This is a genomic window from Undibacterium sp. Xuan67W (assembly GCF_049340165.1).
Lineage (GTDB): Bacteria > Pseudomonadota > Gammaproteobacteria > Burkholderiales > Burkholderiaceae_D > Undibacterium.
Map to the genome: position 1 here is coordinate 1 of NZ_JBMPPN010000017.1, position 20,123 is coordinate 20,123.

The 20,123-nt window shown below is 48.2% G+C and carries 20 protein-coding genes, 1 tRNA gene and 1 pseudogene; 5 read left to right on the forward strand and 17 right to left on the reverse strand.

Going from position 1 to position 20,123, the window contains the following annotated elements; all coding sequences use genetic code 11:
* Positions 1–157: 157 nt before the first annotated feature.
* The 7 genes and pseudogenes from ACO0LE_RS14625 to ACO0LE_RS14655 all read right to left on the reverse strand — a co-directional run.
* Positions 158–628, reverse strand: a pseudogene (locus ACO0LE_RS14625) (GNAT family N-acetyltransferase); the annotation flags it as partial.
* A 132-nt stretch (positions 629–760) separates the two neighbouring features.
* Positions 761–854 (reverse strand) — tRNA-Ser (locus tag ACO0LE_RS14630).
* 100 nt (positions 855–954) lie between these two features.
* A complete protein-coding gene (locus ACO0LE_RS14635) occupies positions 955–2,205 on the reverse strand; it encodes an aspartate kinase (protein WP_422961091.1) in 1,251 nt (416 codons plus the stop codon).
* Between the two features lie 626 nt (positions 2,206–2,831).
* On the reverse strand, positions 2,832–3,398 hold the full coding sequence (locus ACO0LE_RS14640) for a DUF1415 domain-containing protein (RefSeq protein WP_422961092.1): 567 nt from the start codon (positions 3,396–3,398) through the stop codon (positions 2,832–2,834).
* A gap of 346 nt (positions 3,399–3,744) precedes the next feature.
* Positions 3,745–4,434 carry an aquaporin Z gene (gene aqpZ, locus ACO0LE_RS14645; RefSeq protein WP_422961093.1) on the reverse strand — a complete coding sequence of 230 codons (690 nt, stop codon included), beginning with the start codon at positions 4,432–4,434 and terminating at the stop codon, positions 3,745–3,747.
* 271 nt (positions 4,435–4,705) lie between these two features.
* The gene (aceB, locus tag ACO0LE_RS14650) at positions 4,706–6,292 is read right to left on the reverse strand and encodes a malate synthase A (protein WP_422961094.1); all 1,587 of its coding nucleotides are present in this window, start codon (positions 6,290–6,292) and stop codon (positions 4,706–4,708) included.
* Between the two features lie 47 nt (positions 6,293–6,339).
* A complete protein-coding gene (locus ACO0LE_RS14655) occupies positions 6,340–7,017 on the reverse strand; it encodes a haloacid dehalogenase type II (RefSeq protein WP_422961095.1) in 678 nt (225 codons plus the stop codon).
* Between the two features lie 232 nt (positions 7,018–7,249).
* Between ACO0LE_RS14655 and ACO0LE_RS14660 the strand changes: the two genes are divergently transcribed.
* Positions 7,250–8,155, forward strand: coding sequence for a LysR substrate-binding domain-containing protein (locus tag ACO0LE_RS14660; protein ID WP_422961096.1), 906 nt, complete (start codon positions 7,250–7,252; stop codon positions 8,153–8,155).
* A gap of 83 nt (positions 8,156–8,238) precedes the next feature.
* Here the strand turns inward: ACO0LE_RS14660 and ACO0LE_RS14665 are convergent, their stop codons facing one another.
* From ACO0LE_RS14665 to ACO0LE_RS14685, 5 genes are all read right to left on the reverse strand, one after another.
* Positions 8,239–9,996 carry a methyl-accepting chemotaxis protein gene (locus tag ACO0LE_RS14665; RefSeq protein WP_422961097.1) on the reverse strand — a complete coding sequence of 586 codons (1,758 nt, stop codon included), beginning with the start codon at positions 9,994–9,996 and terminating at the stop codon, positions 8,239–8,241.
* A gap of 253 nt (positions 9,997–10,249) precedes the next feature.
* A complete protein-coding gene (locus ACO0LE_RS14670; protein WP_262836415.1) occupies positions 10,250–10,453 on the reverse strand; it encodes a cold-shock protein in 204 nt (67 codons plus the stop codon).
* Between the two features lie 233 nt (positions 10,454–10,686).
* Positions 10,687–11,298, reverse strand: coding sequence for a TetR/AcrR family transcriptional regulator (locus ACO0LE_RS14675; RefSeq protein WP_422961098.1), 612 nt, complete (start codon positions 11,296–11,298; stop codon positions 10,687–10,689).
* Positions 11,299–11,385: 87 nt separating this feature from the next.
* Positions 11,386–11,865, reverse strand: coding sequence for a thioesterase family protein (locus ACO0LE_RS14680; RefSeq protein WP_422961099.1), 480 nt, complete (start codon positions 11,863–11,865; stop codon positions 11,386–11,388).
* A 199-nt stretch (positions 11,866–12,064) separates the two neighbouring features.
* Positions 12,065–13,063, reverse strand: coding sequence for a sodium-dependent bicarbonate transport family permease (locus ACO0LE_RS14685; protein ID WP_422961100.1), 999 nt, complete (start codon positions 13,061–13,063; stop codon positions 12,065–12,067).
* A gap of 93 nt (positions 13,064–13,156) precedes the next feature.
* On the opposite strand from ACO0LE_RS14685, the gene ACO0LE_RS14690 reads away from it, so the two are divergent.
* The 3 genes from ACO0LE_RS14690 (at position 13,157) to ACO0LE_RS14700 (ending at position 15,682) form a co-directional block, all read left to right on the forward strand.
* Positions 13,157–14,077 carry a LysR family transcriptional regulator gene (locus tag ACO0LE_RS14690; protein ID WP_422961101.1) on the forward strand — a complete coding sequence of 307 codons (921 nt, stop codon included), beginning with the start codon at positions 13,157–13,159 and terminating at the stop codon, positions 14,075–14,077.
* An 82-nt stretch (positions 14,078–14,159) separates the two neighbouring features.
* The gene (locus ACO0LE_RS14695) at positions 14,160–14,654 is read left to right on the forward strand and encodes a hypothetical protein (protein WP_422961102.1); all 495 of its coding nucleotides are present in this window, start codon (positions 14,160–14,162) and stop codon (positions 14,652–14,654) included.
* Positions 14,651–15,682: a CapA family protein gene (locus tag ACO0LE_RS14700; RefSeq protein ID WP_422961103.1), complete on the forward strand. Its 1,032-nt coding sequence runs from the start codon at positions 14,651–14,653 to the stop codon at positions 15,680–15,682. The genes ACO0LE_RS14695 and ACO0LE_RS14700 overlap by 4 nt, the downstream gene beginning before the upstream one ends.
* Here the strand turns inward: ACO0LE_RS14700 and ACO0LE_RS14705 are convergent.
* A complete protein-coding gene (locus ACO0LE_RS14705; protein ID WP_422961104.1) occupies positions 15,660–15,968 on the reverse strand; it encodes a 2Fe-2S iron-sulfur cluster-binding protein in 309 nt (102 codons plus the stop codon). The two genes, ACO0LE_RS14700 and ACO0LE_RS14705, sit on opposite strands and share 23 nt — an antisense overlap.
* 264 nt (positions 15,969–16,232) lie before the next feature.
* Here ACO0LE_RS14705 and ACO0LE_RS14710 point away from each other — a divergent pair, with 264 nt between their 5' ends.
* Positions 16,233–16,571 (forward strand): hypothetical protein, encoded by a 339-nt coding sequence (locus ACO0LE_RS14710; protein ID WP_422961105.1) that lies wholly within the window; start codon positions 16,233–16,235, stop codon positions 16,569–16,571.
* Positions 16,572–16,788: 217 nt separating this feature from the next.
* Here ACO0LE_RS14710 and ACO0LE_RS14715 read toward each other — a convergent pair whose 3' ends face one another.
* The 4 genes from ACO0LE_RS14715 to ACO0LE_RS14730 form a co-directional block, all read right to left on the reverse strand.
* Entirely contained in the window at positions 16,789–17,085 is a 297-nt protein-coding gene (locus ACO0LE_RS14715; protein WP_422961106.1) for an SCP2 sterol-binding domain-containing protein, read from the reverse strand.
* A gap of 147 nt (positions 17,086–17,232) precedes the next feature.
* The gene (locus ACO0LE_RS14720; RefSeq protein ID WP_422961107.1) at positions 17,233–17,862 is read right to left on the reverse strand and encodes a class I SAM-dependent methyltransferase; all 630 of its coding nucleotides are present in this window, start codon (positions 17,860–17,862) and stop codon (positions 17,233–17,235) included.
* A 51-nt stretch (positions 17,863–17,913) separates the two neighbouring features.
* Positions 17,914–18,711: an HAD family hydrolase gene (locus tag ACO0LE_RS14725; RefSeq protein WP_422961109.1), complete on the reverse strand. Its 798-nt coding sequence runs from the start codon at positions 18,709–18,711 to the stop codon at positions 17,914–17,916.
* On the reverse strand, positions 18,708–19,649 hold the full coding sequence (locus ACO0LE_RS14730) for a CysB family HTH-type transcriptional regulator (RefSeq protein WP_422961110.1): 942 nt from the start codon (positions 19,647–19,649) through the stop codon (positions 18,708–18,710). The genes ACO0LE_RS14725 and ACO0LE_RS14730 overlap by 4 nt, the downstream gene beginning before the upstream one ends.
* Positions 19,650–20,123: the final 474 nt, after the last annotated feature.

A 20,123-nucleotide genomic window follows, 5' to 3' on the forward strand; every position in this document is an offset into this window, starting at 1 on the left:
GGTTATGGACTTACAATCACGACCGGCCCAACACGGGCATCGGCGGCATCACCCCGAAACAGAAACTCGCACTTGCCGCATAGCCTCTACTCATAGCTCGCGCTAAAAATGGGGGGATTACCGGATGATCTGAAGGTCTGATTTTTTTCTGCATATTCAGGCCGGTGACAACATATCCGAGAGATTCATAAAGAGCTTGTGCGCCGCGATTAAAAGCAAAGACATGCAGACCAATAGTAGACAAGCCAAGTGTTTCGACAAAGGACTCCAGTGCGACAAATGCCCGCTTCGCATGTCCTTGTCGCCTGTGAGCCGGATCAATTTCGATATTGTAGATATAGGCGCTGCGCACACCGCCCTTATCGATCACAGCCACCCACAAAGTACCTACCGTGATTTTGCCGCTGCGATCGTTGCTATCACGATCATCGTCTCGAATCTCAAAAAAATAGTGGTCCGGAGTGGACTGACCTTGCGGTAACAGGCGATGATGTTCAAGCTCAGATTGCGCCATCGCCTCCTCGGGAGCACTACGACCGGATTCCACATTCTGCGCTGCATAACCACCAATCGCCTGCGCGAGGTAGCGTGAAAAGAAATCGGCAGTCATGGCGACAAGAGTAGTCATTATTTTATGCAGGTAACAAGTAAGACCCAGAGTGTATCGCCAATCAAAGGAGAGCCAATCACGATTCGAGCATGATCGGATCCTGAAAAGAAAAATGCCCGCTTAACTCTCGTTAAGCGGGCACATATTCTTTGGCGGAGGCGGTGAGATTCGAACTCACGATACAGGTTTAAGCCCATATGCTTCCTTAGCAGGGAAGTGCCTTCGGCCACTCGGCCACGCCTCCACACGTTTGCGACTAATTACTCAATCACAATCGAGACCGAGATAATAGCTGCTTGTTTGGAATTGGTCAACAACCAAGCCAGAACAATCTGTTAATTTTCTCAGGCAGATTCCAGACCGAATGCTTTATGCAAAGAACGTACTGCCAATTCCATGTATTTCTCATCGATCAGGACAGAGATTTTGATTTCGGAAGTCGAAATCATCTGGATATTGATGCCCTCTTCCGACAAGGTGCGGAACATTTGCGAAGCGATACCGACATGGCTTCGCATACCGACACCCACCACAGAGACTTTGGAGACTTTTGGGTCACCAATGATGCTGCCAGCGCCGATGTGTGCTTTGACGCTACCTTCGAGCACTTCCATGGCTTTCGTGTATTCGCCGCGTGGCACAGTGAAGGTAAAGTCCGTCTTACCTTCGACTGATTGATTCTGGATAATCATATCAACTTCGATATTCGCGTCAGCGATCGGACCGAGAATTTGATAAGCAATGCCTGGCTTGTCCGGCACGCCGAAAACGGTGATCTTTGCTTCATCACGGTTAAACGCGATGCCTGTGATGGTGGCTTGTTCCATATGTGTATCTTCCTCAAACGAAATCAGAGTGCCGGAATTCATTTCTTCTTCCAGCGGAATTAGTGGATCTGTCAACGAAGACAAAACACGCGTAGGCATGCGGTAGTTACCGGCAAATTCGACGGACCGGATCTGCAAGACTTTAGATCCCAGCGATGCCATTTCCAGCATTTCTTCAAACGTAACAGTGTTCAGGCGGCGGGCATCTGACACCACGCGCGGATCTGTCGTATATACACCGTCAACGTCGGTATAAATCAGGCATTCTTGCGCCTTCAGCGCAGCAGCAACAGCGACCGCCGACGTATCAGAGCCACCACGACCCAGCGTCGTAATATTGCCAAGATCATCGACCCCTTGAAAGCCTGTAATGATCACGATCTTGCCCGCATCAAGATCGGCGCGAACTTTTGTATCGTCAATCGATGCAATCCGAGCTTTGGTATGGGCTGAATCCGTTTTGATCGCAACCTGCCAGCCGGCATAAGACACGGCTTGCTTGCCGATGGCCTGCAATGCCATCGAGAGCAAACCAACGGATACCTGCTCACCGGTCGATGCAATCATGTCAAGTTCGCGAGGATCAGGCTGCGCCATAATTTCTTTGGCCAGACCGATGATGCGATTAGTTTCGCCAGACATCGCAGACGGCACCACAACGATCTGGTGACCTGCATCATGCCATTTGGCAACGCGCTTGGCGACGTTCTTGATACGTTCAGTTGAACCCATCGAAGTGCCGCCGTATTTGTGGACGATTAGAGCCATAGCTGTAGAAAACCTAAAGGGTAAAAAATGCGGAAAATCAACCCTTTACTCTACATGCTGCTACGCAAAATAACAAGTCAACACTGCCTATTTTTTAAGCAGTTATTGGATGAAAAATTCTTCTATTTCGAAATCACTGACAAAAATCTGAACAGTTTGATCATGAAATTGCCAGCTTAATGGCATCATTGGCAGATTAAGCGCAAACTACCACCTCGCTCTTAATCAAAAAAATTCTTAAAATAAGGGGAGTATGCTGATGTACACCCTAAAATCCGCACACATGTAGGGTGCCGTACAAAAAAATATCAGATACACCTACTCAGTATATAAAAATACAGCGCTCTCAAAATTAAGCACGGACGTGTTTAAAATAAAAGCAAATGGAAGTGAGTAAATTACTTATTTGCATAAGGATATAAAAAAATGATTGCAAGTTTCCTTCATTTTTTTATCAATGCAGCAAAAAATCTACGGGCTTTTTTCATCTGCCTATGAGTGACTGAAACGCTCACCCAAAACTGCCTCAGTTAAACGAAATAAGGTGACATGTCATCTTCTCATCGCAGTCAGACGCAATGGCAACAGCAATTTTTGCTGACGCCATTTTGTATGCGCTCTGATTTCTATTTTTTACGCGTTGACGGAAACAATTTTCGCCACCCGTCCAGACCCAGATCACGCATGGTTTGTATGTTTTTTTCGTAAATCATATCAGCGTCGGGAAAGGCCGCGACCGCCCTGTCGATACTCTCTTCACGGATCAGATGCAGGCAAGGATAAGGCGAACGGTTGGTGAAATTATCAATATCGTCAGGCTCGGTTCCTGCGAATTGATAATCCGGGTGGAAGCTGGCTATCTGCAAGATGCCATCAAGATCCAGCTCTTGTAATGCGGCGTCAGCAACATCAAGAAAATCGTTATAGTCCAGAAAGTCCGTCAATACATAAGGATGGATCAAAATACTGGTTTCGATTTTCTCCGGATTAGCTTCCGCTAACAACTCTAATTCTTTGACGACATCTTGCAACAGCTCATCAGGCGTTTTTGCCTCACTGAAAACAAACCGGATTTGTTGTTTCACCTGAACAGCTTTGGCGAATGGACACAAGTTCAGCCCGATCACCGCTTTTTCCAGCCAGAGTTCGGTAGCGGCAATTGCGTCGTTTGCAGTAATGAGAGTAGCGGGCATAAAATAATTGGGCAATGATGGGACTTACGCAACGTTATATTACCTAGACGCTCCGACGAAGGCTGTACAAAGACCGTACAAATAGAGCAAATAACACGCAGAGAGGCGGTAATTCAGTTGGCGCGCGTCAGTCCCAAATAAAAGAAGACGCAAGAATAGCATGCAATTATTTGCTACCGCAGTGCGGCAAAAATAAATCTTCAGCTATTCTTACGTCCTCAAACATCGCTCAACGCTAAAATTATCTCAACCCCGTCAAAATGGCGTTGAAGTAGCCATTGAAATGGCATGGAAACAACATTCATCTCGCCTGAGAGGCGATTATCCAGGCGTGGCTACACCCAGTTTATTTACCGTCGCCAGCAATCATTTTATAAGTGAATGCACCGATCACGGCACCGGCAATCGGTGCAACCCAGAACAACCATAATTGCTGCACCGCCCAGCCACCGACATACAGAGCGACGCCAGTACTACGAGCCGGATTGACCGATGTATTCGTGACCGGAATGCTGATCAGATGAATCAGGGTCAGTCCCAGACCAATCGCAATCGGCGCGAAGCCCTTCGGCGCCCGCGCGTCAGTAGAGCCAAGAATAATCACCAGGAAAAACATCGTCATCACCGCCTCAGTCAGCCATGCTGCCTGCAAAGAATAACCGCCTGGGGAATGCTCAGCAAAGCCGTTCGAAGCGAAACCTGCTGCCACATCAAAGCCAGGTTTGCCACTCGCGATCAAGAACAACACACCGCCTGCCACAATGCCACCCAAGACTTGTGCCACGATATAAGGCAACAATTTATTTGCAGGAAAACGTCCACCAACCCACAAGCCGATGGATACCGCAGGATTCAGATGGCACCCGGAAATATGTCCTATCGCATACGCCATGGTAAGCACGGTCAAACCGAATGCGAGGGAAACGCCATGTAATCCTATGCCCACTCCAGGAAAAGCCGCTGCCAGTACTGCACTGCCGCAACCACCTAGGACCAACCAAAAAGTTCCAAAAAATTCAGCGCCGTATTGTTTCATTTGCTTACTCACTTTCCTGTAAAAAGATTTGTTCATTTTTACGATACGATCGTATCGATGTGCATTAATATAACAAATAGATATTGCCATATTGTTAAAATATGTGAGGATCGTTAAAGGAATTGAATTATTTAAACATATTTATAAAATTCTATTATCCAAAAAGTCGGCGCAGCCAATTCATAAGAAAAAAACCATAAAAAAAGCGATCCGGAGATCGCTTTTTTTAGATGATACCTATCTGATTCATTGGAACTGCGTCGATAATGGACTAGATTTCTTCATACAAAGGCAAAGTCAGAAATTCAGCAAAAGAATCCGAAGTCGACATCTCTTCAAAAATCACCGCAGCACGATCATATGTCGCTCCGGCACCAACCAGTTCTTTTACCTTGGCCAGTTCCTGTGGGATCATGGAGCGCACCAAATCCGCAGTGATTTTAGTTCCATCTTCCAGCAAACCTTTGCTGGAACGTATCCACTGCCAGACCTGTGAGCGGCTGATTTCAGCAGTCGCAGCGTCTTCCATCAAATTGTGAATCGGTACGCAACCGTTACCCGCTAACCAGGCACCCAGATAATGAATGCCGACGTTGATGTTGTAACGCAGGCCAGCTTCAGTGATCGGTGTTTCTGGCTGGAAGTTCAGTAAATCTTTTGCCGTCACGTCGATATCAGGGCGTTGTTTGCTGATTTGATTCGGCGCATCACCCAACACTTTTTTGAATTCTGTCATTGCCAGCTCGACCAGACCGGGATGAGCAACCCAGCCGCCATCGTAACCGTCGGTGGCGTCACGGGCTTTATCATTGCGTACGCCACCCATGGCGATGTCATTTTTCTCTGGATCGTTTTTAATCGGAATCAAGGCGGCCATACCGCCGATTGCCGGCGCATTACGCCTGTGGCAGGTTTTCAACAACAGCAAGGCATACGAACGCATGAACGGTGCTGTCATCGTCACTTTGGCGCGGTCAGCCAGACAGAAGTCTTTGTCGTTCTTGAATTTTTTGATGCAAGAAAAAATATAATCCCAGCGACCAGCATTCAAGCCCGAGCTATGCTCACGCAATTCATAAAGAATCTCATCCATTTCAAAAGCCGCGACTATGGTTTCGATCAGCACCGTTGCTTTGACAGTACCTTGTGGCAAACCAATTTCATTTTGTGCCATAACGAAAATGTCATTCCACAGACGTGCTTCCAGATGGGACTCCATCTTTGGCAAATAGAAATAAGGACCGGCACCGCGTGCCAGTTGTTCTTTGGCGTTATGGAATAAGAACAGGGCGAAATCGAAAATACCTCCGGAGATACGCTTACCGTCAACCAATACATGTTTCTCATCGAGATGCCAGCCACGCGGACGCACGACCAGAGTGGCGATGGTATCGTTCAGCTTATAGCTTTTACCGTTTTGCTCCAGGCTGATTGTGCGGCGAACTGCATCGCGCATATTCAATTGGCCTGTTAATTGGTTATCCCAGTTTGGTGTATTGGAATCTTCGAAGTCAGTCATGTAGCTATCAGCGCCCGAATTCAGTGCGTTGATTACCATCTTGCGCTCTACCGGACCTGTGATCTCGACGCGACGACATTCCAGTGCTTTTGGAATTGGCGCGATTTTCCAATCACCTTCGCGTATGTGTTTCGTCTCTGGCAAAAAGTCTGGCAACTCGCCTGCGTCCAGACGTGCTGCACGAGCCACGCGCGCCGCCAGCAACTCCTGACGACGAGGCTCAAAAGCGCGACTTAACTTTGCGACTAATTCGAGTGCTTCCGGAGTCAGAATTTGTTCAAAGCCTGGCTTAATTTCACCAGTAATTTGCATGCCTGCAGGCAAAGTGATGTGTGTCATGAGATTCTCCGCTATGAAAATAAAAAATATAAAACCTACTATTAAAACTAATCCTGTGCACTTAAAAACGATAGGACATCAGTGAGCGATTTGCCCTCACCGTTGGGCGCCACACCTAACTCCTCCAATGGCGCATCATTCCGGTTCACCCAAAAAGTGGTGTAGCCAAACCAGGTGGCGCAACACGCATCCCAGCAATTACTCGACACAAATAAAATATTCTTGGCGGGTAGGCCGAACATATCTGGCGCCATCTGATAAACCTCGGGAGCCGTCTTGAATTTTTTTACTACATCAACCGATAACAGGTGATGAAAAAGACCTTGCATATCAGCGGCATCGACCGCGGATTGCAACATATGCTGGTTGCCGTTCGAGAGTATTGCCAGCTTCAACCCTTGATCACGCAATAGCTTCAGCACAGAGAGGTTTTCCGGAAACGCCTGTAAGCGCGCATATTGTCCCATCAAAGCATTTTGTGCATCCAGACTCAATGGCAATCCCAGCGAATTACAAGAATAAATCAGTGCATCCTGAGTGACTTCCCAAAACGGTTTGTACATGCTGCACATAGTGCGTAAGCGTGTATATTCGATTTGCTTATCACGCCATAACGCAGCAAGCGCAATGCCATTACCCGGGAAAAATTTTTCTCCCAGTTCACTTATCGAGTACACATCAAACAGCGTACCGTAAGCATCAAAAGCAATTGCCTGAATGGACATGAACGACACAATCAAAATGTGAGGATTTTTTTAGAAAATTGAAAATTCCGCTGCCGATAAAAGAAACATTAATCTAGTAATACGCAGTATATTCAGTAAAAATTATTATAAATACGACGTTTTATCACTTTATCTTTGCGTTTTAGTTAAAGCTGAATCACATATCTGACTAAAATCATTTATATTTGTCAAATGTAGTGCTGTTTTTCTGGACTTTACTTACGACACCGACATGGACCAATTCAAACAAATTTCTACTTTTGCCGAGGTTGCTGCGAGAGGGAGCCTGTCTGCTGCGGCTCGCGCAGAAGGCGTTGCCCCCGCCATGATAGGCCGTCGTCTAGATGCGCTGGAAGAACGCTTAGGCGTGAAATTATTGCAAAGAACCACGCGCAAAATTGCGCTCACCAACGAAGGTGCCGCGTTTCTGGAAGACTGCCAGCGTATTCTCGCCGAACTGGAAGAAGCGGAAACCTCGGTATCGGAACGCAGCGCACGCGCTAGCGGTCAGTTAACCATCTCGGCACCGGCAGGCTTTGGCCGGCAACACGTGGCACCACTGGTACCGTCGTTTTTAAGCGAGCATAGGGATGTCAAACTCACGCTCAGCTTAAACGACCGCGTCGTAGACCTCATTGGCGAAGGCGTCGATGTCGCTATTCGCATTGCTTCGCTGACGGACTCCAATCTGATCGGTGTCAAACTGGCGGATAACAAGCGCGTAGTTGTTGCCTCTCCTGCTTATATCAAACGTCATGGCACCCCATTTACGCTGGATGAATTAAGCAATCATAATTGCCTAGCATTTAGCAGTGATGGCAGTCAGCGCGGCTGGACTTTTCGCCAGAATGGTAAAAATGTCGTCCTCAAAGTCGAAGGTAATATGGTCTGCAATGACGGCGAGGTCTTACATGACTGGGCAATCGCAGGCAAAGGCCTGGCGTGGCGATCCATGTGGGAAGTCGGTACAGAAATCGAATCGGGTAAACTGGTGACGGTGCTTGATGACTTTACGGCGCCAGGTAACGATATTTACGCAATTTTTGCACAGCGCCGTCACCTGCCCCTGAGAATACGTGCCTTCGTTGATTTTTTACGTCACGCCTACAGCAAACCCAACTACTGGCATAAATCCTGATCTGCAGAAAATCGTGAGCATATTCGTGAGCATATAAAAAAAGCGATGAATTGATTCATCGCTTTTTCTCCAGCTGAGACAAATCAGAACTCTTCCCAGTCATCTTCCGATGCGCCGCCCGTGGCTTTTTTGGCTGAAGCAGCTGAGGCCGCTGAAGATGACGTTGACGCAGGTTTATTAGTAATAGATTTAACCGCTGGTTTAGTACCAGTTTTCTTGATCGTCTTGCTGGCTGGCTTCGGAGATGAAATCGCGTGCATCGCTGGCGCGTTATTTCCGGCATGGGAACCCGTGTCACTGGCTGTCACTTTAAAGATACTTACCGCCTGATTCAACTGACGTGCCTGATCCTGCATACTACCGGCAGCGGCAGCGGCCTGCTCTACTAGTGCCGCATTTTGCTGGGTCGCTTCATCCATTTTGGTAATCGCTTGATTAACCTGCGAAATACCATCGCTTTGCTCGGCGCTTGCAGCGGTAATTTCAGCCATGATGTCCGCCACACTTTGAATCGAGGTAACGATTTCGTCCATCGTTTTACCGGCATCATCGACCAGCCGTGTACCAACCTCAACCTTATCAACGGAATCACCGATCAGGGTTTTGATTTCTTTTGCAGCACTGGCAGAACGTTGTGCGAGATTACGCACTTCCGATGCAACAACTGCAAAACCACGACCCTGCTCACCTGCACGTGCCGCCTCTACTGCAGCATTCAGCGCCAGAATATTTGTCTGGAACGCGATGCCATCAATGACGGCAATAATATCGACAATTTTTTTAGAGCTTTCTTTAATCGACGACATCGTATGAACAACATCGCCAACCACTTGCCCGCCCCTTGTTGCGACCTCAGACGCAGCAACCGCTAGCGTATTGGCTTGACGCGCATTATCGGCATTTTGCTGTACTGTCGATGTTAATTCTTCCATTGACGACGCTGTCTCTTCCAGACTGGCTGCTTGCTGTTCCGTACGGGAGGACAGATCCATGTTGCCTGTTGCAATTTCGTCCGAAGATAAGGCGATTGACGAGCTGCCCTGGCGTACTACAGTAACCGTCTGCACCAAGCTTTGGCGCATGTTTTCAAGGCCGGATAGCAACTGTCCCATTTCGTCGTTAGATTTCGGTTTTATCTGGTTCGTCAGGTCACCATTACCAATAGAATCAAATTGATGAAGTACTGCCTTGAGCGGATTAGAAATTGCCCGCAACAAGAAAAACGCAGAGGCAAATACGGCTGACAATCCCGCTATGACACCTAAAATATCGACCCAGACAAATGTTTTAAATTCACTATTACTTCTATTCAATTCCGCAGAAGCCGATGTAAACTGGAACTCGCTAATCGTTGATACTTTATCAGAATAAGTAGAGTAAAGCTTTGGAACCACCGTCATATTTAATTTATCAGCCTCATCCTTGTTGCCAGCTTTAATTGCAGAAACCATCGGTAAAAAGGCTTCTTTATAAAATTGATCCCTAGTAGCCGCAACTTCATCTGATAATTTTTTTTCATCTGCGTCCTGAGGCAAGGAGAGGTATTTCTTCCACTGATCATCAGACTTTGCTACAAAGTCTTCTGCTCTCTTAATTGTATCGGCAGTATCAGGAAACTCGGGGTGCGCAATTGCTCGATCAAGGGCAGTGCGTGCGCGCAACAAAAAGACTCTGGACTGCCCTAAACTTTCAACTGAAGGGAGCTGATTAGTGAAAATTTCCTGAATCACCGCATTGCTATTACGAACACCGTAGATGCCCATCAATCCACCAATTGTGAGCATAACGGCCATAAAGCCCATTGTCCCAATCAACCGCAATCTGATCGTTAAGTCGAACATAGAATGTCCCTCGTTATTCGTTTTAAATGGTCTTTGGAGAAGAATACTTAATGCGCAGCACAAAATATTGAGATACGACAATATTTAACAGTCTTCAAACAACATTTCTATTGCTGACTTTTCCATCATATACGGATTCAATCGCATTCGAAACCAGAAGAACACAAAAATTGAGACAAAAAAAATCCCCGACATGTCGGGGATTTTTACTTAGCAACTTAAACAAGTCACATTCTGCGTCTCAATATGAAAATTAGATCGCTTGAATGTTAGAAGCTTGTTTGCCTTTTGGGCCAGTTGTTACGTCGAAAGAAACGCGTTGGTTTTCTTTCAAAGATTTGAAGCCGGAGGATACGATTGCAGAGAAGTGAGCAAACAAATCTTCGCCGCCTTCATCTGGAGTAATGAAACCAAAACCTTTAGAATCATTGAACCATTTAACAATACCTGTTGCCATTACTATTTCCTATTTCAGTTAATGTGGGCAAATGCCCGATAGATCGTTTCAACCAAGAAGAAATGACAGACTGATACTGCACTACCACCTAGAATCTCAACGATTGTTCGATTATACGCATAAATACCTTACAAAGTAAAATAAAAAGAAATCTTGTGTATTTCGTCTCATTTTGTGCGCTCAAATCGCTGATTTTACTGGGGTCACCGAGCCGTCTCATGTTGGTAACTCAGCTACTGGGATGCTGCCTCACCTGTCAGAAAAAAATCCATGATTTGCTCTGCCAACTGATCAAGGTCGAGTTCCTTGCCCGGCTTATACCATTGCACGCTGTAATTGATCGCGCCTAACAGCAACAAGCGGACAATCTTGCTATCAGACCTGATCAAGCCAACCTGCTTTAGTTCTGAAATCGCGGCTTGCCAAAGCCTGTCATAACGATCCTTGAGATCGATAATTTTCTCCTGCAAATCCGGACTCAGTGCATGCCAGTCGTACAGCAACACGGGGATAAAATCGTGCCCCTCACCCAAGACAGTCTCAAGATGCGCCCGCAGGAGTTTCTTAAACTTATCCAAGGCTGGTAGTTGGCTGGCGACGATACCTTCTGCCTCATCAAGACCGGCGACAAGCCCCTCCTCCATTACAGCGGCGAGTATTTCCTGCTTACTCTTGAAGTGATAAAAGGGGCTGCCGGAGCGCATACCCACTGCACTGGCGATATCGCGTACGGTCGTCGCGTCATAACCTTTTTCACGGAAGAGTCGCGCCGACACTCGCACCAGATCTGCACGACGATTTCGCTCCTCATCAAGGACAGTTGCCAGCGGACGAAGTTTAGCCATAGTAATTCAGTGGTTCAGTTGGTGGGCTGCCATGTAAAAGAGCCTGAATTATAAGTGCCGCGTATCAATACGCACGAACGTCTACTTTTATGCTCGCCCGTGCAACACAAACGCCGCTGCACCAGTTGCAATACGTTCGCCCTGCTCATTGCGCAAATCCATGAGGACATTCGCCACCCGTTTACCTAAGCGTGTGACTTCAGCCGTCGCGGTAAAACGCTTGCCCTTACCAGGTTGCAAGTAGTCAATCCGCAAATCGATGGTGCTCATGTTGCCAAACTCTTTTAATTGCGAGAGCGGATCGTCTTTCGGGCTCTGCTTCGCCATTTTCAACAGAATAGCGAAGCCCGCAACACTATCAAGTACCGAGGCAATCACGCCTCCATGTAGCATGCCTTGCGCAAAATTCCCCAACAACTCTTCGCGCATATCAAAATGAATCATTGGGTTCTCAGGATCAAATTCGCCAAGTTTGATCCCTAATAATTGGCAAAATGGAATTTTCTCCTCCATCACCGTGCGCAACATGAACTGAAACTCTGGATTATCGATGATGTGATGTGTCATAGCGAGAGATACCAAGTGTGATCGATGAAAACTCTAAAAAGTGCGCCAAATCGCGCTCCTCATTCTACTAAGCAAGCAATTGCTTTGTAAAGTTTCCTCTTTACTGTCACAAGTCTGTGCGGCAATGAAACGAGGATACTCGGCCGATACTGCAGCATCCTCAATCCCTAGCACATTCATCCACCTGGTAACTTATTAACTACCCTAAAACACGCTGCGCAATATGTGAATACAGCGGAATTCCAACCAGAATATTGACTGGAAACGTCAAACCCAGCGATAGACCGATATACAGCGAAGGATTCGCCTCCGGAATCGCAATACGCAATGCGGCAGGTACGGCGATGTACGACGCACTGGCAGCCAACAACATCAGCAGACTAGCGTCTCCAGGAGTTAGTCCACATAAGATACTCAGCAGCAATGCCACACCGGCATGCAGCACTGGCGCAACAACGGCATAGAGTAGCAAACCGATTGAACTGTTCTTCAATGCACCGATATTACGCGCCGCCAGCAAGCCCATATCCAGTAGAAAGAAAGCCAGCATGCCTTTAAATAAATCGACGGAAAACACATGCATCACGGCTTTACCAGACGCTCCTGTCAACATGCCGATCACTAATGCGCCCATCAGCAGCATTTGTGCGCCGTCAGTCACCGATTCATGCAGCAGTTTGCTGAGAGAAACCTGAGAACTGGCAATGCGCGGCGGCTGATTCGGTACCAATGAATTACTTTGATCAGATAAAGAATGTCGCACGCGGTTCGCGAGCAGTACCGCGATGACGATTGCTGGCGACTCCATCAGCGCCATCGCTGCGGCCATGTGCCCGCCATAGGCAATCTGATGGCTCTCCAAAAATTGTGTCGTGGTAATGAAAGTGACCGCGCTCACAGAGCCATAAGTTGCCGCAATTGCCGCAGCATCAAAACCCGACAAAAATCGCCGCAAGATCTGATAACCAACGATCGGAATCAAGATGGCCAGCAAGACGGCGCAAGCAAGACTAGTGGCAACACTGCTATTAAAGCCCGACTCCGCCAGCGCAAAACCGCCCTTCAATCCCAATGCCATCAACAAATACAAGGATAAAAAGCGGGAAATCGCTGGTGGAATCTCCAGATTGGATTTCACCAACCCCGCCAGCAGGCCAAACACAAAAAATAAAATCGCAGGGTCTAAAAAATTTTGCATATCGTCCTCAAAAAATGATCTCGGCGAATTGTAAATTCCTGCCACACATCAAGTAAAATCAATAATAACAATACATACCATCGATAAAAACCTATGAACGCAAGTTTCAGACAACTCAAAGTCTTTCTCGCCATTGCAGAACATGGCAGCATCACAGCGGCTGCCCGAGCCTGCCATATCACCCAGCCAACCGTGTCCATGCAAATGAAAGAGTTATCGGACGCCATTGGCTTACCGCTCTACGAACAGATAGGCAAGCGCCTGCATCTGACTGAAGCCGGTGAAGCTCTGGCTGAAACGGCACGTAATATGGAACAAGAGTGGAGTAATTTTGAGCAAACTGTCGCTGGCTTGCTTGGTCACACCAAAGGCAGATTGCGCGTCGCCATCGCAAGCACCGCCAAATACTTTGTCCCTCGCATCTTGGGAGATTTTTGCCAACAATTCCCTGATATTGATATTGCGTTTGAAGTATTGAACAGAGACGGTGTGGTGCAACGATTGCGGCAAAATGCCGACGACCTCTACATCATGTCGATGCCGCCTGGCGATATTGACCTAGTACAACATGCTTTTTTACAAAACCCTTTGGTGCTCATCGCGCCAATTGCGCATCCACTCGCAAAAAAGAAATTACTCAATTTGACGGACTTGTCGAAGGAATTATTTATCCTGAGAGAGTCAGGATCAGGCACGCGCCTGGCCTGCGATGCCCACTTCGCTCAGCTTGGGTTTCATCCTAAGGTACGCCTTGAATTAGGAAGCAATGAAGCAATTAAACAATCCGTTGCCGGCGGATTGGGACTGGCAGTTATTTCCACACACGCGTTGACACGGCATCCCGAGGAAGAAGGGCTGAAAGTGCTGGCAGTGAAGCATTTTCCGATTCATTCAAACTGGTGGGTTATTCACCCACGTGGCAAACGACTATCGCCGATAGCAACAGTTTTTTTACAACACATGACGAGCTACACAAAAAAATATAAGCTAGCCAACGCCTTGCCAGATGAATAGTCTAAAACAAGTAACTATTTAGACCGCCAGCATCTCTCAGGGCATTGATTGCACTCACCATCCACTTTAACAGATCACCACAATGACGCAGCCAGCAACCGCGCATCCTATTAGTAGATGTAGGCGTAGAAAAAATACCTTTTTACTTATTTTTCAGCAGATCAGTTCAACGCAAGCCGCCTTAGTCGCCGCAACACTGCTCACATTGACGGTATTGAGTGCTGGCAACGCCTATGCCAAGCCACTGTTACGCTGCCATGTCACATACGCCGGCAGCACGCAGATCATCGAGACCAGCCTGACCACAGACCCGTATGCCATTGTGCCGGTTGATATTGGTGGTCGTTTTTTATTTAAAGCGGTGATGATTGCCAAAGAAAAAACCATCGACTACATCAAGCTATACGCCTACTTTCAAACACGTCATAAAGATATGCCCATCCATCAGGCGACTTACTATCCGCCCTTTACACTTTCAAAAATACCCGTTCAGTTGACACCAAAAAACTCGCTATATGCGGGTGATGTGGAAAGAGAATTACAGTATTTCTGCACCTTGCAAGAGGTACAGCCATGATGCGCAGAATTTCGATGACACTGACACTCGCAACTCTATGCGCCTTCCTGTGCGCTTGCTTATGTACCGCCTTACCGGCTACCGCAGCCGACCAGACAGCCACGATCCAGGCAAGCAAAGAGGACACCGTCAGCATTTTATTCGCTGGAGATATCGTCCTAGATGGCAAACCGGGTCAGGCGATTGGGCAAGGCAAGGATCCCTTTGCCGCATTCGCCACGATTCTGAAAGATGCCGACATCCGCATCGGCAATCTCGAATGTGTAGTGGCAACGAGCGGTGATGCCGCAGATAAAAATTTCACCTTCCGTGCGCACCCTCGTACCCTGACTATCCTTAAACGCCATTTCGATGCCGTCGGGATCGCGAATAACCATTCCGGCGATTTTGGCCGTAACGCGTTCACCGAGATGCTGGGCTTACTTGATCAGCAAAAGATACCGCACTTTGGTGGCGGGAAAAATTTACGCGAAACCCACACGCCGCTCATCATCGAACGAAAAGGACTGCGCATCGCGCTGCTCGCCTATAACGAATTCATGCCACGGAGTTTTGAAGCAGATGTGCATGCCGCAGGGATCGCCTGGAGCGAAAACGAACAAGTCGTTGACGATATTCGCCAGGCTCGCAGCGTGTACAAGGCAGACCTCGTCATTCCGTTCATGCATTGGGGCTGGGAAAATGAACTCAGCGCAGGCGAAAGGCAACGTAGCCTAGCGCGCATCATGATTGATGCCGGTGCCGATGCCGTGATCGGCGGTCATCCGCATGTCATCCAGGATGTCGAACATTATCAGGGCAAGCCCATCATTTACAGCATTGGCAATTTTATGATTGATGCGCTGGATAATGACGCGCAGACCAAGGGCTGGGTCATCCGCCTGCACGTGAACCGTCAAGGCGTACAAGCTTGGGATACGGTACTAGGGAAAATTGACGACGATGGCATTCCTCATCCGGTAGCCAACGCACCCAGCGCCTGCTGGGACAAGCAGAGCAACCAGGTTAGGCAATGCGTTCGTCAGTGACAAAGGGCAAATCGAGCAACAGATCCGAGCGGGCCTGCGACACACAGGGCAAAATCACCCCCTCGGCTTTTTCATCAAAAGATAAACCCGGCCAATCGACGATATAGTCAACCACACCACTCTCCATCTGACACAAGCAGGTTCTGCACGTACCGTTCCGGCACGACGCCGGCAGTTGAAAGCCTGCCAGTTGTGCCGCCTGCAGTACGGTTACATCAGCCGTCGCCGGGAACGACCAGCCCTGTCTGACTAAAGTCACCTGAAAGATTACGTCTGCTTTATCCATCTCATTTTTTCACTCTTCATTTTCAGTCTTAAACTGATCCATCGCTAGCGGCAATCGCCACCTGATTACGTCAATGGCATACCAATACCGCACCGCACCGCAGCAAATGCAAACACTCACCAGGAATTTTGATCTGTCGCAGACTTATTGTTACCGGGCTTGAGTTATGTCAAAGTTTTGACTAGATTAAAAGTCCACCAGAATCATTTGCTAGCGCAATAGCTTAGCAGTGGATTCGCAATCTCGTTGGCAAAGGAGTAAAAAATGATTAGTGCAACCTCATCAAGCTACTATGAAAATGACTTAACCTATAGCGAACGCCGTGAAACAAGAGCGCCGCAGTTCACCCTTATGGAACTCGACCCCAGAGACGTGATTGATGGCGTCATGCTAGAGCGGGGATATCTGTCTGAGGATGCGCAGTCATCTGGAAAAATGCGTGAAATCTGCCCGCATTGCAGTGGCGTTCCGCTGCAATTAATTTTACGGTTCCGGCACGTCAAACGCGCGCACCTATTCTGCGACTGCTGCACCCGCTGCTACGACGCACTGTATCCCGACGGCAGCTCAGCACTGGCTCTGGGTGCCGTGTCCTTAGTGTGAGCGACTGGATTCACCGAACCTGATTTTAAAAAAATAAGCCTCAAAGAGAACAATTAAAGAAAACTACTAAAGGGAACGTCTAAAAAAAAACACGCAGCATTCATGCGGAACTCCAGTCGCTTTCATGCTGGAAGGCGCATCAATACTGCGTGTTTTGTTTTAAAAACCCTGCAAGTCAGAAACCATCAACTAGGCTGACTCTGACCCCGACTCTAGCTCAGACGACTTTTTGCAAGCGCATTGCCACGCTCATGTCACCCGCAACCTTGAGCTTACCCATCATAAAACCGTTCACCGGATTCAACTCACCGGACAAGAGAGCGCTCAGATCCGCCAATGCCAAAGTAACGGTACAACCAGCGTCCAGATTGTCATTGCTCACGGTATTCGGCACTTCCAGTGCATTGACGAACACCACGCCATCGCTACCGCAATCAAATTTCAATAATGCATTGAGGCCGCTATCATCACCAACCTTAGCGCGTATTGCTGCTGTGCATTCTTGTAAATCCATGAATCATCTCACTTTATCACCGAATAATAAAAACCACGCGCAATTTATCATGCTGCATCGCTGTAATCCAGAATTTAGAGGAAATCCGCTAAGTCACCCCATGACTGGGTTACCTGTCGAGAATAAGCGAAACAATCAAAGAAACAATCAGCGCAGCACGCAAGTCAGCATCCAGAAATGGTCATTTCTATGTATGCGGATATCGCGTGCAAAGGCAGCGAATTTTTTACGCATAAAACTATCGGTTGGAAAATTTTTCACGATATCGACGCGGGTGCCATCTTCCTGCAGGCGCTGCTGATAGGTATTACCCTCGCTGTCCGTCCGGGCAACTGGCAGGCTGCTGCCTTCGACATAATTGTTATCGATCAATACCAGCACACAGTCTTTACCGACGCGTGACTGAAGTTTTTTGAGAAAGTCAGCCTGCTCTTCTTTTTTAACATGCGACCACCAGAAACCGCCAAAACAAGCGCTGTAATCGCCTTTAGGCAGATCAAACGCGTCGGCAATCGCAAAGCGTACTTTACCGGGTGCGATCTGTTTAGCGCTCGCCATATCCAGCATAATTTGATTGATATCGGTGGCTAAAACTGACTGTGCATCTTCTGCAAAACGTTCAGTCCAGTATCCCGTGCCACAGGCGATTTCCAATACAGTGTGGCCAGCCAGAACTTCACCGATACGTTCGCTTAATTCTTCCAGGTCTTCCTGGCGCTCTGGTCTGGCATAAATACTGTCGTAGGTCTTTGCTCGTTGAGCGTAGTAGTCGCGCATAGGGTTCTTTCTTTTCACTATCACGGTAACGTTGATTTACCGCGTTTTCAATCAGGATGACGCGATCAGCGCATCCACTAATTCTACAAATCCGGCACCATGACTCTCCTGGCAGACATAGCGGGGATGAGTGTCAAAGCGGTCCAGAGACAAGCGTATATTTGCCACGCCGACTGAGTAAGGGTAATGCGCAAACATGCTCGCATCATTGGCAGAATCGCCGATAAAAACATACGTCTGCCGCGCCGCCTCGTCTGCGATGCCGAATACCTCATGCAATACGCGCTGACTCATACTCTGTTTCGAAAAACTCGCAAGCGACGCGTGAGCATGAATACTACTGGTCGTCGCAAAAAATCCGCTACTGCGTATCAGATCCCCGACTTGTTGCAATTCTGCGGCTGATAATGGCGCAATGTGCTCACCGATATCAAATGCCAGATCGCCGACCCGCATCGCTGCATCATCGGCAAGCTGCACATGCGGAAAGTGCGCCGTCATCACGCTGGCAAATGCCTGTAATTGCTGGCGATGCTGCTGCCGAATTATTTCATCCGCATAAAACATTGACTGCACACGCCCTTGCGAGTCCCGCCAAAATGCACTGGCACCATTTTCAGCAATAACCGCATCAAAACTGCATAAGCGCAGCAAAGGCAAGGTCCAGTAAGTCGGTCTGCCAGTCACGGCAATCACCTTCAAACCAGTCTGCCGCGCTCTTTGTATCGCATCAAGCACCGACGCACTCAGGCTACCGTGCTTCGTCAGAGTGTCGTCGATATCAGTCAGTATGCCGCGTATCTGGCGGCGCTCTTCTTGCGGCCAATCCGACAGCGGCTGCATACTCATAGATCGTAGGTATCCTTGCCACCCTGCATCACCTGATCAATCAGCTTGCGGTTTAAGGTCGGCGTCATCAGTTCGATAAAGGTATAAATATAGCTGCGCAAATAGGCGCCCTGCTTCACCGCCACCCGCGACACATTCATGCCAAACAGATGGCCAACCGGAATCGAACGCAGCTCTTTATCGCGCTCGGCATCAAACGCCATGCCGGCAATAATGCCGACACCCATTCCTAATTCCACATAGGTCTTGATCACGTCAGCATCAATCGCTTCGAGCAACACATCGGGTTTTAAATTACGAATCTCAAACGCATGGTCGATCTTGGTTCGCCCGGCAAATGCGCTGTCGTACGTAATCAGCGGGTAATGCGCAATCTCTTCCAGAGTCACGCTCTTGCTCTTCAGCAGAGGGTGATCTGGCGGCACCACCACCACATGCTCCCACTGATAGCACGGCAGGGAAATCAAGCCATCAATACCGGCAATTGCCTCGGTCGCGATTGCCAGATCGGCCTGATCGCGCATGACCATCTCGGCGATTTGCTTAGGATTGCCTTGCAATAGCGAGAGCCGGACTTTGGGATACTTTTGCATAAACGCCTGCACCACCTTTGGCAAGGCATAGCGTGCCTGCGTATGAGTGGTTGCAATGGTGAAGCTGCCGGTATCCTGCGCAGCATATTCTTTGCCAATGCGCTTAAGTCCGTCAATCTCTTGCATGATCAGCTCAACGGACTTAAGCACGGCGCGTCCCGGCTCGGTCAGGCCGCGGATACGCTTGCCATGACGAGTAAAGATATCTACACCCAATTCCTCTTCCAGCTCAATAATGGCCTTGGATACGCCTGGTTGAGAGGTAAACAGCGCTTTGGCGGCTTCGGTCAGATTAAAATTTTGCCGCACAGCTTCGCGAACAAAGCGCAGTTGATGTAGGTTCATGGAGTAGCCTTAGGGGTTCGGATTCGTTTTTGCGCAATCTGGCAAAAATCCTGGCAATTGGGTCAGTCAATCTTGATGCTTTGATTTTTACAAACTTGCTAACTGGCGTCAGTATACATTCTAATCACAGCAGTTCGGTATGAATGCGTCGTTTGTGCCTGAAAACCCTGCGATACCGGAAACGCCGTTCAGTTAAACCACGCCCTTTGTTTCCTCATTCCAGCGAGTGCCGGAATTGAGTGAGGTCATTGCCAAAAGACGCCGGACCCCTGCTTGTACAGGGATAACAACTTTAGGTTTGGGATTTTACTGAACGGCATTACAGCTTATTACTGACCTTTCTCCGTGCCTGCGTGCCTCTGTGGTGAGAGGTCTTGGATTTTGCTTCAGTCCTATCGGTGCGATTTATCAATGTGGAGTTTTTAGGCGCCGCCAAAAATAAAAACCGCAGGCTGAATGCGGCTTTCCAAGGCA